The 12,630-nt window shown below is 66.2% G+C and carries 9 protein-coding genes and 1 tRNA gene; 6 read left to right on the top strand and 4 right to left on the bottom strand.

Annotated elements, in window-relative coordinates; all coding sequences use genetic code 11:
* Positions 1–15 precede the first annotated feature (15 nt).
* The 3 genes from JF290_RS10070 to JF290_RS10060 all read right to left on the bottom strand — a co-directional run bounded on the left by JF290_RS10070 (position 16) and on the right by JF290_RS10060 (position 2,199).
* A complete protein-coding gene (locus tag JF290_RS10070; RefSeq protein ID WP_199024731.1) occupies positions 16–678 on the bottom strand; it encodes an NnrU family protein in 663 nt (220 codons plus the stop codon).
* 2 nt (positions 679–680) lie between these two features.
* Positions 681–1,886, bottom strand: coding sequence for an NnrS family protein (locus tag JF290_RS10065; protein ID WP_199024730.1), 1,206 nt, complete (start codon positions 1,884–1,886; stop codon positions 681–683).
* Positions 1,887–2,112: 226 nt separating this feature from the next.
* Positions 2,113–2,199, bottom strand: a tRNA-Leu gene (locus JF290_RS10060).
* A 217-nt stretch (positions 2,200–2,416) separates the two neighbouring features.
* Here JF290_RS10060 and JF290_RS10055 point away from each other — a divergent pair.
* Positions 2,417–3,400, top strand: a complete 984-nt coding sequence (locus JF290_RS10055; RefSeq protein ID WP_199024729.1) for a complex I NDUFA9 subunit family protein — start codon at positions 2,417–2,419, stop codon at positions 3,398–3,400.
* Here the strand turns inward: JF290_RS10055 and JF290_RS10050 are convergent.
* Positions 3,377–4,204 carry an undecaprenyl-diphosphate phosphatase gene (locus tag JF290_RS10050; protein WP_199024728.1) on the bottom strand — a complete coding sequence of 276 codons (828 nt, stop codon included), beginning with the start codon at positions 4,202–4,204 and terminating at the stop codon, positions 3,377–3,379. The two genes, JF290_RS10055 and JF290_RS10050, sit on opposite strands and share 24 nt — an antisense overlap.
* Before the next feature lie 232 nt (positions 4,205–4,436).
* On the opposite strand from JF290_RS10050, the gene JF290_RS10045 reads away from it, so the two are divergent.
* From JF290_RS10045 to JF290_RS10025, 5 genes are all read left to right on the top strand, one after another.
* Positions 4,437–5,873, top strand: a complete 1,437-nt coding sequence (locus JF290_RS10045) for an NAD(P)-dependent oxidoreductase (RefSeq protein ID WP_199024727.1) — start codon at positions 4,437–4,439, stop codon at positions 5,871–5,873.
* Between the two features lie 109 nt (positions 5,874–5,982).
* Positions 5,983–6,432, top strand: a complete 450-nt coding sequence (locus JF290_RS10040; protein ID WP_233155263.1) for a GFA family protein — start codon at positions 5,983–5,985, stop codon at positions 6,430–6,432.
* 2 nt (positions 6,433–6,434) lie between these two features.
* Positions 6,435–10,967, top strand: coding sequence for a glutamate synthase large subunit (gene gltB, locus JF290_RS10035; RefSeq protein ID WP_199024726.1), 4,533 nt, complete (start codon positions 6,435–6,437; stop codon positions 10,965–10,967).
* 154 nt (positions 10,968–11,121) lie between these two features.
* Complete coding sequence (locus JF290_RS10030; protein WP_199024725.1) at positions 11,122–12,030, top strand: Hint domain-containing protein; 909 nt, start codon at positions 11,122–11,124, stop codon at positions 12,028–12,030.
* A gap of 57 nt (positions 12,031–12,087) precedes the next feature.
* Entirely contained in the window at positions 12,088–12,591 is a 504-nt protein-coding gene (locus tag JF290_RS10025; RefSeq protein WP_199024724.1) for a DUF1269 domain-containing protein, read from the top strand.
* The last annotated feature ends 39 nt before the right edge of the window (positions 12,592–12,630 follow it).

Genomic DNA, 12,630 nt, shown 5'->3' with positions numbered 1-12,630 from the left:
GGCCTTGCTGCGCGCTCAGGCCGGGATCGGGCTGACTCCAAAGAGAACCGGATGCGCCCAGAGCAACGCGGCATAGACCAGAAGCCCGATTGCGACCCGTAGCAGGTCGCGCGCCGTCAGGTGGATGCGCGCCGTTTTGCGCCTCTCGGCGTTCAACCTATGCCACTCCTCACCCATCTCGCGTTTCCTGCGGGCATCGACCAGCCGGACCCCGATCAGGGCGAACAGCGCGAAGGTGCCGAACAACAGCACATGGGCCAGATCGCCGTTGGGCAGGATATGGACAAGCGCCCAAAGCCCGATGGCCAGTAGCAGAGGGTGGCGTGTGAACCGGACGAGACCGGGCCGCGCCGGATCGAACCGGTCGTTTCGCGCCCCACCGAAGGAAAACGGGTTCGGCTTGCCGATCGCCAGGGCCACGATCAGGCACACGGCCAGCATCCCGGTCAGGGCAAGATGGGATTGCCACGGGGCCCATGACCACAGGCCGACATAGGGCGCGCGGTTCGCGGCCCCGATCAGCCATGCGAGGCTGGCGAGCGACAGTGCGGAATAGGCGAGCGTGAACCCATGTTGGCCAAGCCGTGCGATCAACCAGGGGCGTACCGGCGGCCGGATCGGAACCGAATGGGTCAGGAAAAAGACCGCGAAGGCGGCGCAGAATTCGATCCAGCCCATCGCTATGCCTTTGGCCGCACCGTCAGCAGGCTCGGCCCGTAGAGCAGGGCACATCCGCCGAACCCCAGGATCCAGCAGCCACCGGACACCATGTGCAACAACCCCGCCTCGGTCGGCCAAACGCCCGCGGCCACGCGCGCCAGGGTCGCGGTGATGACGAGCAGATAGACGGCCACTGTCCCTGGGCCTGCCGTGAGCGCCTGGCCGGTATGGCCGAGCGTGGCGCGGGTCATCACGGCGAGTGTCATGAGCCCGATCGCACCGCCCATCCAGAGGTGTTGCGCCGCCGCAAGCCCGATGGCGGAGTCCGGCAGCAGGATGGCGACCCCCATCGAGATGGCGCCAAGCGGCAGGAAGGCATAGGAGAGGTGCAGCACGAGCACCAGCGGCTCGGCCGCCGTGCGGTGTCCGGCCCATCGGCTGAGGCGGGCCAGATGCAGCAGCCCGGCAACGACCAGCAGAACCGAAGTGACCTCGGCAGACGGCCGGATCACCCATCCACCAAGCGCCAGGAGCAGAACCAGCAGCGCGGCCTTGTCGAAACGCTGCATCGGGGGCACTGGAAGGGAGCCGCCGGGACGTGTCTTGACCAGCCAGTTCCGGGTGAAGGAGGGGATGATGCGCCCGCCGATCACGGCGATCATCATCAGGACCGCGCCGAGTCCGATTCGGAGGCCCAACCCCTGCGCGGCGATGTTGCCCCGTGCTGCGTCGGCATGGAACAACCCGTTCCCGATCGTGAAGACGACCAGCATCGCCAACACGATCAGGTTCTTCCAGTTCTTTCCGGTGACGATCTCGCGCGCGATGGCAGCTGCCAGAAGGACCGGGAAGGCCAGGTCGATCACCGCGACGACGGGCGCGGTCAGCCCGCCAATTCCTGCGACGGCGACCCGTCCCGCGATCCAGACCGCGGCGAGAGTGGCCAGCGGCCATCCGACAATGGGAAGCCGCCCGGTCCAGTTCGGTACCGCGGTCAGAAGAAAGCCCGCGACGACCGCTCCGACATACCCGAAAAGGAACTCGTGCGCATGCCAGGATACGGGATCGAACACCGAGGGCAGTGTCGCGGCACCGGACAACACGGCGATCCACAGCGCCATCGCGCCGCCGGCCAGCACCATCGCCCCGAGAAAGAACGGTCGAAACCCGAAACTGAATATCGCCGGACCGGACCAGTCCCGCATCTGCTTGGCGGTCGATGTCATATTCAGGGTCTTTCGCACCAATCGGAACAGGGCGCGCGGCGCGCCTTTCGGCATGCACACGAACGCATCGGCCGCAGGCTAGACGCCGTCAATGCGCACTTCAAATACCATTACGCCAGTGCGACCATGCGCCCCACGGGTTCAGCGGGAGCGGGACTTGGGCCGCAACCAGATGCACTTGGTCGCGGTGACCGTAAAAAATCGGGAGCATGGGAAAACCGACTTATGGTGCCCAGGAGAGGACTCGAACCTCCACGTCCATACAGACACTAGCACCTGAAGCTAGCGCGTCTACCAATTCCGCCACCTGGGCAGGTGTCGTGAGCCGTGTCTTTAGGCGCAGTCATGGGGGGTGTCAAACGGATTCTTGGGCAAACTTCAGACTCTTTTTCGGGCACGGAAACGGCCAATGCCGCGGCTTGCGCGCGGTGTTTCAAGGCGGCCGATCTGCGCGCGTCGTTTTTGCGCCTTGTTTGCAACGGGTCGGGGCGGTAGATCGACTTGGAGCGATCTTTTCAAGGAGCTTCGTCATGTCCAAACTGGTCACAATCTACGGCGGATCCGGCTTTGTCGGGCGGTATGTCGCGCAGCGCATGGCGCAGCAGGGGTGGCGCGTGCGGGTGGCGGTGCGGCGGCCGAACGAGGCGATCTTTGTGCGGCCCTACGGCGTGGTGGGCCAGGTCGAACCGGTGCTGTGCAACATCCGCGACGACCAGTCGGTCGCGGCGGCGATGCACGGGGCGGATGCGGTGGTGAATTGCGTCGGCATCTTGAACCAGAGCGGCAAGAACAAGTTCGAGACCGTGCAGGCCGAAGGTGCCGAGCGCGTGGCACGCATCGCCGCGGAGCAGGGGGTCGAGCGGATGGTGCAGGTCTCGGCCATCGGGGCCGATGCCGAGTCGGACAGTGCCTATTCCCGGACCAAGGCCGAGGGCGAAGCGGGCGTGCTGGCGCACATGCCCGACGCGGTGATCCTGCGGCCCTCGGTGATCTTCGGACCGGAGGACCAGTTCTTCAACCGGTTCGCGGGCATGACTCGGCTGGGTCCGGTGCTGCTGATCGCGGGCGGCGACAGCCTGTTCCAACCGGTCTATGTGGACGATGTTGCGGCGGCGGCCGAGAAGGCCGTTCTGGGAGAGGCCGAGCCCGGTGTTTACGAGCTGGGCGGACCCGAGGTGAAGTCCTTGCGCGAGTTGCTGCAACAGATGCTGCAGGTCATCCATCGCAGGCGGGCCATCGTCAACATGCCGTTCTGGATCGCGCGGATCATGGCCTTTGGGTTCGACATGCTTCAGGCGATTAGCTTCGGTCTGATCTCGAACGGGATCCTGACACGGGACCAGTTGAAGAACCTGGCGCGCGACAACGTGGTGAGCGACGGTGTGAAGGGCTTTGAGGATCTGGGGATCACGCCGATGGCGATGACCTCGATCCTGCCGGAGTACCTGTGGCGGTTCCGCCCCTCGGGGCAGTATGACGCGATCAAGTCCTCAGCCCGCAACCTGCGCACCTGATCCGCCATAGGCATAGACCAGCAGGGCGATGCCCAGAACGATCCGGTAGAGCACGTAGGGCGTGAAGCTGACGCTGCGCAGCAGGCGCATCATCACTGACAGGGCCAGCAGAGCCGAGGCGAAAGCCAGCACCGCGGCGATGGCGCCGTCGCGCAAGGCGGCTGTGTTCGCGGTGGCCAGTGCCTCGCCACCGAGCAGGATGCCCGAGGCGGCGATGGTGGGGATCGACATCAGCATCGACAGGCGCGCGGCGTCGCTGCGGGCATAGCCGAGCCGGCGGGCGCCGGTGATGGTGATGCCCGAGCGCGAGGTGCCGGGGATCAGGGACACCGCCTGCCACAGGCCCATGACGAGCGCATGTTTCAGCGTCCAGTCCTCGGCGCTGCGGGTTTCGCCGCCGGTCTGGTCGGCCCAGTAGAGCACGAGGCCGAAGATGAGCATGGCCCAGCCGATCACGGCGACCGAGCGCATCGCGTCGCTGAGGCCGGTGAAATGCACCACCGCACCACAAAGGACGACGGGAAGGGTGGCGACGACGAGGCCGAGTGCGAGCCGTGCGCCGGGCGTGTCGATCTTGCCGCGCAGCAGCCGGGGCAGGCCGGCCAGCCCGGTCCGGACGTCGGGCCAGAAATAGAGGATGACCGCGCCCAGGGTGCCGACATGAACGGCGACGTCGATCAACTGGCCCTGGTCCTGAAGGCCGGTCAGGCCGGGCAGCAGAATCAGGTGGCCCGAAGAGGAAACCGGCAGGAACTCTGTCAGGCCCTGGATCACGGCCACGAGGAAAAGCTGAAAGACCGGCATGAGAGTATGGGCCTGGACCAAGGAGACGTTCGACGGGGTCAGGTATAAGTGCTTTGATTCAAATGAAAAGGCGGCATTTAGGTCCGGTTTGATACACAATATAGGCCGAAAAAACAGAATCTGCCGCGATGCAGCAAAATAATTCTGCAAATAGGTCAGTATGTGTGACTTTTAATCCCCTTGGATATGCCGTACACACGCGCCGTTGAGGACAAGGGATGGAGTCAGATCCGTGGCGAAGCAACCTATGCTGAAGTTCGTTCAGATTGACCGGGATATGCCGACAAAACGTGAAGCGGCCGACCGGCGGGACGATTTCCACGAGATTTATGCCGAGTTCGCCGACGCCAAGGCCAAGGAGCAGGCGAGCCGGTGCAGCCAGTGCGGCGTGCCCTATTGCCAGACCCATTGTCCGCTGCACAACAACATTCCCGACTGGCTGCGCCTGACCGCCGAGGGGCGGTTGCAGGAGGCCTACGAGGTCAGCCAGGCGACCAATACCTTCCCCGAGATCTGTGGCCGCATCTGCCCGCAGGACCGGCTCTGCGAGGGCAATTGCGTGATCGAGCAGTCCGGCCACGGCACCGTGACCATCGGCGCGGTCGAGAAATACATCACCGACACCGCCTGGGAAAAGGGCTGGGTGCAGCCGATCGCGCCGACGCAGGAGAGGCCCGAAAGCGTCGGGATCATCGGCGCGGGGCCCGGTGGGCTGGCCGCGGCCGACGTTCTGCGCCGCGCCGGGGTGCAGGTCACGATCTATGACCGCTACGACCGCGCAGGCGGGCTGCTGACCTATGGCATCCCCGGCTTCAAGCTGGAAAAGGACGTGGTGATGCGCCGCAACGACCAGCTGGACCAGGGCGGCGTCAGCTTCGAGCTGAACTGCAACGTGGGCGAGGACATCTCGTTCGCCGACATCCGCGCGCGCCATGACGCGGTGATCATCGCCACCGGCGTTTACAAGTCGCGCGACCTGGCGATGCCGGGCAGCGGGGCGAAAGGCATTGAAAAGGCGATCGATTTCCTGACCGCCAGCAACCGCGAGAATTTCGGCGACGATGTGCCCGAATTCACCTCGGGCCGGCTGAACGCCAGTGGCAAGAAGGTCGTGGTGATCGGCGGCGGCGACACGGCGATGGATTGCGTGCGCACCAGCATCCGGCAGGGCGCCGAGAGCGTCACCTGCCTGTACCGGCGCGACCGGGCCAACATGCCGGGCAGCCAGCGCGAGGTCGCCAATGCCGAGGAAGAGGGCGTCGTGTTCGAATGGCTGAGCGCGCCCAAGGCCTTTGTCGGGGACGACCACGTCACCGGCGTGATGGTGCAGAAGATGCGGCTGGGTGCGCCCGACGCCACCGGGCGCCAGGCGCCCGAGGTGATCGAGGGCGCGGATTACGTCGCCGAGGCCGACCTTGTCATCAAGGCGCTGGGCTTTGAGCCGGAAGACCTGCCGACGCTGTGGGATCAGCCCGAACTGCAGGTGACTCGCTGGGGCACGATCAAGGCGCAGTTCACCAGCGGCGAGACCGAGCTGGAAGGCGTCTATGCGGTGGGCGACATCGTGCGCGGCGCGAGCCTGGTGGTGTGGGCGATCAAGGACGGGCGCGACTGTGCCGAAGCGATCCTGGCGCGGTTCGGAGCCCGCGCCGCGATGGCGGCGGAGTAGGCGGCGCGGGGTGTGCACAACCCGTGCAGACCGCGTGCATACGCCGTGCAGACGCGGGTATGGCCGCGCGGTGGGAATTGGTCAGGAAGGTTGACCCGGAGCGTGAAGAATGGATGAAGCCATGGCGCAACTGAAAGGGCAGTGCCTGTGCGGCGCGGTCGGTTTCAGCGCCCGTGCGGCCGCCACCGAATTCGCGGCCTGCCACTGCAAGATGTGCCAGCGCTGGGCCGGATCGGCCCTGCTGGCGGTGACGGTCGGTGACGCGGATATCACCTGGCGGGGCGCGGAGCATATCCGGCGCATCGCGTCCTCGGACTGGGCGGAACGCGCCTGGTGCGACGCCTGTGGCACCGGGCTGTGGTACAGGATCACCGACGGCCCGCTGGTGGGCAGCTACGAGGTGCCGATCGGGCTGTTCGATGACAGCGCCGGGATCACCCTGACCAGAGAGATCTTTGTCGATCACAAATCGCCATCCTTCGCCTTTGCGGGCGATCTAGACCAAATGACCGAGGCGCAGACGCTTGCGATGTTCGGTGTGACACCTGAAGGAGCCTGACCATGACCAAATACGATGCAGACTGGGTGCGCGCGGAAGAAGCCAAGCGCAAGTGGTTGGCCGAGAACGGCATGTATTCGGAAACCGAGGAGCATTCCTCGTGCGGGGTCGGCCTTGTCGTGTCGGTGGACGGCAGCAAGAGCCGCAAGGTGGTCGAGGCCGGGATCGACGCGCTGAAGGCGATCTGGCATCGCGGCGCGGTGGATGCGGATGGCAAGACGGGCGATGGCGCGGGCATTCATGTGCAGATCCCGGTGCCGTTCTTCTATGACCAGATCGAGCGCACGGGTCATGACCCGCACAAGGACCAGCTGATGGCGGTGGGGCAGGTGTTCCTGCCGCGCACCGATTTCGGCGCGCAGGAAAAGTGCCGGACCATCGTCGAGACCGAGGTCCTGCGGATGGGCTATTACATCTATGGCTGGCGGCATGTGCCGGTCGACGTGACGTGCCTGGGCGAGAAGGCCAACGCGACCCGGCCCGAGATCGAGCAGATCATCCTGTCGAACTCCAAGGGCGTGGACGAGGAGACCTTCGAGCGCGAGCTGTACGTGATCCGGCGGCGGATCGAGAAGGCGGCGGCGGCGGCCGGGATCACCGGGCTTTACATCGCGTCGCTGTCCTGCCGCAGCATCATCTACAAGGGCATGATGCTGGCCGAGCAGGTGGCGGTGTTCTATCCCGACCTGATGGATGCGCGGTTCGAGAGCGCCTTCGCGATCTATCACCAGCGTTATTCGACCAACACCTTTCCGCAATGGTGGCTGGCGCAGCCGTTCCGGATGCTGGCCCATAACGGCGAGATCAACACGCTGAAGGGCAACATCAACTGGATGAAGTCCCACGAGATCCGCATGGCGAGCGCGACCTTCGGGGACATGGCCGAGGACATCAAGCCGATCATCGCGAGCGGGTCCAGCGACAGTGCGGCGCTGGATTCGGTGTTCGAGGTTCTGGTGCGGGCCGGGCGGTCCGCGCCGATGGCCAAGACCATGCTGGTGCCTGAATCGTGGAGCAAGCAGGCGGTGGAGCTGCCGCAGGCGTGGCGCGACATGTATTCCTATTGCAACAGCGTGATGGAGCCCTGGGACGGACCGGCCGCCCTGGCGATGACCGACGGGCGCTGGGTCTGTGCGGGGCTGGACCGCAACGGGCTGCGGCCGATGCGCTATGTCGTCACCGGCGACGGGCTGGTGATCGCGGGCAGCGAGGCCGGGATGGTGCCGGTGGACGAATCCCGCGTGGTCGAGAAGGGCGCTTTGGGGCCGGGGCAGTTGCTGGCGGTCGACATGGAGGAGGGCAAGCTCTACCACGACACCGAGATCAAGGACCGGCTGGCCGCCGCGCGCCCCTTCGGCGAATGGGTCGGGCGGATCAACGATGCCGACGAGATGCTGGCCGGGGTGAGCGAGGCGCCGCTGTTCACCGGGGGCGAGCTGCGCAAGCGCCAGATCGCCGCCGGGTACACGATCGAGGAGCTGGAACAGATCCTCGCGCCGATGGCCGAGGACGGCAAGGAGACGCTGGCGAGCATGGGGGACGACACGCCGAGCGCGGTGCTGTCCAAGATGTACCGTCCGCTGAGCCATTTCTTCCGGCAGAACTTCAGCCAGGTGACGAACCCGCCGATCGACAGCTTGCGCGAATACCGGGTGATGAGCCTGAAGACCCGGTTCGGCAACCTCAAGAACGTGCTGGACGAGGACAGCAGCCAGACCGAGATCGTGGTGCTGGAGAGCCCCTTTGTCGGCAACGCCCAGTTCGATGCGCTGGTGCAGCAGTTCAACGCGCCGATGGTCGAGATCGACTGTTCCTTTGCGCCGGGCACCGGCGCGCTGAGCGCCGGGCTGGCGCGGATCCGGTCGGAAGCCGAGGACGCGGTGCGCTCGGGCGCGGGGCACCTGGTGCTGACCGACCAGCATTCCGGCCCGGGCCGGGTGGCGATGCCGATGATCCTGGCGACCAGCGCGGTGCATTCCTGGCTGACGCGCAACGGGTTGCGGACCTTCTGTTCGCTGAACGTGCGCAGCGCCGAGTGTATCGACCCGCATTACTTCGCCGTCCTGATCGGCTGCGGCGCGACGGTGGTGAACGCCTATCTCGCCGAGGATTCGATCGCCGACCGGATCGAGCGCGGGCTGCTCGACGGCACATTGACCGAGGCGATCAAACGGTATCGCGAGGCGATCGACCAGGGCCTGTTGAAGATCATGGCCAAGATGGGCATCTCGGTGGTGAGCTCCTATCGCGGCGGGTTGAACTTCGAGGCGGTGGGTCTGAGCCGGGCCATGTGTGCCGAGTATTTCCCCGGCATGACCAGCCGGATTTCCGGCATCGGCGTGTCGGGCATCCAGCACAAGGCCGAGGAAATCCACGCGCGGGGCTGGGACTCGGGGCTGGACGTGCTGCCCATCGGGGGCTTTTACAAGGCGCGCAGCTCGGGCGAGAAGCATGCCTGGGAAGCGACCAGCATGCACATGATGCAGATGGCCTGCAACCGGGCGAGTTTCGAGCTGTGGAAGCAGTATTCGGCCAAGATGCAGAGCAATCCGCCGATCCACCTGCGCGACCTTCTGGACATCAAGCCGCTGGGCAAGCCGATCCCGATCGAGGAGGTCGAGAGCATCACCAGCATCCGCAAGCGGTTCGTGACGCCGGGGATGTCGCTGGGGGCGTTGTCTCCCGAGGCGCACAAGACCCTGAACGTCGCGATGAACCGGATCGGGGCCAAGTCCGACAGCGGCGAGGGTGGAGAGGACCCGGCGCATTTCGTGCCCGAGCCCAATGGCGACAACCCGTCGGCCAAGATCAAGCAGGTGGCGTCGGGCCGGTTCGGCGTGACGGCGGAATACCTGAACCAGTGCGAGGAGCTGGAGATCAAGGTCGCGCAGGGCGCCAAGCCCGGTGAGGGCGGGCAGTTGCCGGGGATGAAGGTCACCGACCTGATCGCGCGGCTGCGCCATTCGACCAAGGGCGTGACGCTGATCAGCCCGCCGCCGCATCATGATATCTACAGCATCGAGGACCTGGCGCAGCTGATCTATGACCTCAAGCAGATCAACCCGCGCGCCAAGGTCACGGTGAAGCTGGTCGCCTCCAGCGGCGTCGGCACCATCGCCGCCGGGGTTGCCAAGGCCAAGGCCGACGTGATCCTGATCTCGGGCCACAATGGCGGCACCGGGGCCAGCCCGGCGACCAGCATCAAGTATGCCGGCCTGCCCTGGGAGATGGGCCTGACCGAGGCGCACCAGGTTCTGTCGATGAACAAGCTGCGCGACCGGGTCACGCTGCGCACCGACGGGGGCCTGCGCACCGGGCGCGACATCGTGATGGCGGCGATGATGGGGGCCGAGGAATACGGCATCGGCACCGCGGCGCTGATCGCGATGGGCTGCATCATGGTGCGCCAGTGCCAGTCCAACACCTGCCCCGTGGGCGTCTGCACGCAGGACGAGGCCCTGCGCGCCAAGTTCACCGGCAACGCGGACAAGGTGGTGAACCTGATCACCTTCTATGCGCAGGAGGTGCGCGAGCTTCTGGCCAGCATCGGGGCGCGGTCGCTCGACCAGGTGATCGGGCGCGCCGACCTGCTGCGGCAGGTCAGCCGCGGGTCTGCGCATCTGGACGATCTGGACCTCAACCCGCTGCTGATCACCGTCGATGGCGCGAGCAAGATCGTCTATGACCGCGAGAAGGACCGCAACGCGGTGCCGGATACGCTGGATGCCGAGATCGTGCGCGACGCCGCCCGGTTCCTGAAGGATGGCGAGAAGATGCAGCTGTCCTATGCGGTGCAGAACACCCACCGCACCGTGGGCACCCGCACCAGCAGCCATATCGTGCGCAATTTCGGGATGCGCAACGCGTTCCAGCCCGATCACCTGACCGTCAAGCTGCAGGGCAGCGCCGGGCAGTCGTTGGGGGCGTTCGCCGCGCCGGGCCTGAAGCTGGAAGTGTCGGGCGATGCCAATGACTATGTCGGCAAGGGTCTGTCGGGCGGCACCATCGTGGTGCGTCCGCCGCAGGTGAGCCCGCTGAAGGCGGACCAGAACACGATCATCGGCAACACGGTTCTTTACGGTGCGACGGACGGCTACCTGTTCGCTGCCGGGCGCGCGGGCGAGCGGTTCGCGGTCAGGAACTCGGGCGCCAAGGTGGTGATCGAGGGCTGCGGCTCCAACGGCTGCGAATACATGACCGGCGGGGTCGCGGTGATCCTGGGCGAGATCGGCGCCAATTTCGGCGCCGGGATGACCGGGGGCATGGCGTATCTCTACGATCCGGATGCCACGGCGGAAACGCTGATGAACCGCGAGACGCTGGTGACCTGCCCGGTGACGGTGCCGCATTGGGAGCGCCAGTTGAAGGAGTTGATCGAGCGCCATCACGCGGAGACCGGCAGCCGCAAGGCCGCCGACATCCTGCAGCACTGGGACCTCGAGCGGACCAATTTCCTGCAGGTCTGCCCCAAGGAGATGCTGGTGCACCTGCCGGCCCCGCTGACCCAGGAAGAGGCGGCGGTACCGGCGGAATAGGCCGCCGGATGTGATGCATCGGTGACAATGAGGGGCAAAGCCGCGCAACGATCCGGCTTTGCCTCGCATTTTCTTTGAATTTCCCACGGATTTGCCACAATCGTCAGGCTCTGTCAGACTGACCTTGTGACAGCGTGTGGTGTGGGGACCGAAGATGCCGACGACCTATTCGGACCAGTTCTACAGGATGGACCCGTTCGCGCCGCCGGCGCCCGGGACGACGCTGTCGATCACGGGACTGAGCTATACCGACGAGGATGACGACGGGTTCATCGAGATCGGCGACACGCTGGACGGGCGGACGATCACCGGCGTCTATCCCGGCGACCGCATTCGGGTGCAGCTGCCGAACGGGCAGTTCGACAACATCACCGGCGTCACCTTCTATCTGCCGGGCGGGGAGCGCTATTTCACCCCGACCGACGGCACGATCCTGCAGGAATCGACCTTCGTGCGGACCTTGCGCACGGTGGGCAACAGCCCGGTGCCGGTGGGCGACCTTGCACCGCCCTGTTTCACCGCGGGCACGCTGGTGATGACCGATAGCGGGCTGCGTCCGGTCGAGGCGCTGGAGCCGGGTGACCTGGTGCTGACCGCGGACGAGGGATTGCGCCCGCTGCTGCATCTGGCGCGGCGGCAATTCCCGGCGCTGGGCAAGTTCGCGCCGGTGCTGATCCGGGCCGGGGCGATGGGAAACCCGCGCGATCTCTGCGTGAGCCAGGAGCACCGGATGCTGGTCTCGGGCTGGCGGGCGGAGCTCTATACCGGTCAGGCGGAGATCCTGGTCGCGGCCAAGCACCTGGTGAACGGGCGCGATATCGTCATCCGCGAGGGCGGGCAGGTCGAGTATGTCCACCTGCTGTTTGACCGTCACCAGATCGTCTTTGCCGAGGGAATCGCGTCGGAAAGCTATCTGCCGTCGCACGCGGTGCGCGCGGCCGAGGCCGGGGTGAACCGCGAGATCCTCGCCATGTTTCCGGGGCTGGCCGCGCAGGCGGCGCGGATCGACCGAACGGCGCGCCCGGTGGCGCGTCGACGCGAGGCCACCCTGCTGGCGGGCTGAGGGAACCGGCGCCGGGGTCTGCGCGTTGGGTTGGTCAATGTACAACCCGGAGCCGCCATGTCGGACCTGTTCATCGTCACATTCGACCGCAAGGACGGCGCGGAAGCGCTGAATGCCGCGTTGGCGCCGCTGCGGGCCGAACAGCGTCTGGAAACCCAGGACACCAACATCGTCACCCGCGATGCCGACGGGACCGTGCATCTGCACCACCCGGTGCCGGTGCCTCTGGCACAGGCGATCGGCGGGTCGGTCTGGGGCCTGGTGCTGGGTGCGGTTTTCCTGATGCCGCTGGCCGGCGCGGCGGTCGGCGCCGGGGTCGGTGCGCTGGTCGGGCGCGACCGTGATCCGGGGGTGGACAAGGCGTTCCTGGAGCAGATCGGCGACACGTTGCGCCCGGGCGGCTCGGCCTTGTGCCTCTGGGTGCGTCATGTGGAGGAGGGCGCGCTGGAGGCTGTGCTGCGCGATTTCGGCGGCGGCGGCACGATCCTGCGCTCGCCGGTGTCCCCCGAGCTGGAAGAGCGGTTGCAGGCGATGCTGGACGTGGCCGGGTCGCCCGACTGACGCGGATTTTTGCGCTCCGCAAGCCTTTGGGACTGTGGC

Source organism: Sedimentitalea arenosa, from assembly GCF_016428585.1.
In the GTDB taxonomy this organism is placed as follows: Bacteria; Pseudomonadota; Alphaproteobacteria; order Rhodobacterales; family Rhodobacteraceae; genus Sedimentitalea; species Sedimentitalea arenosa.
Note: the sequence above shows the minus strand (reverse complement) of the source record. Positions and strands in the feature narration are given on the sequence as shown.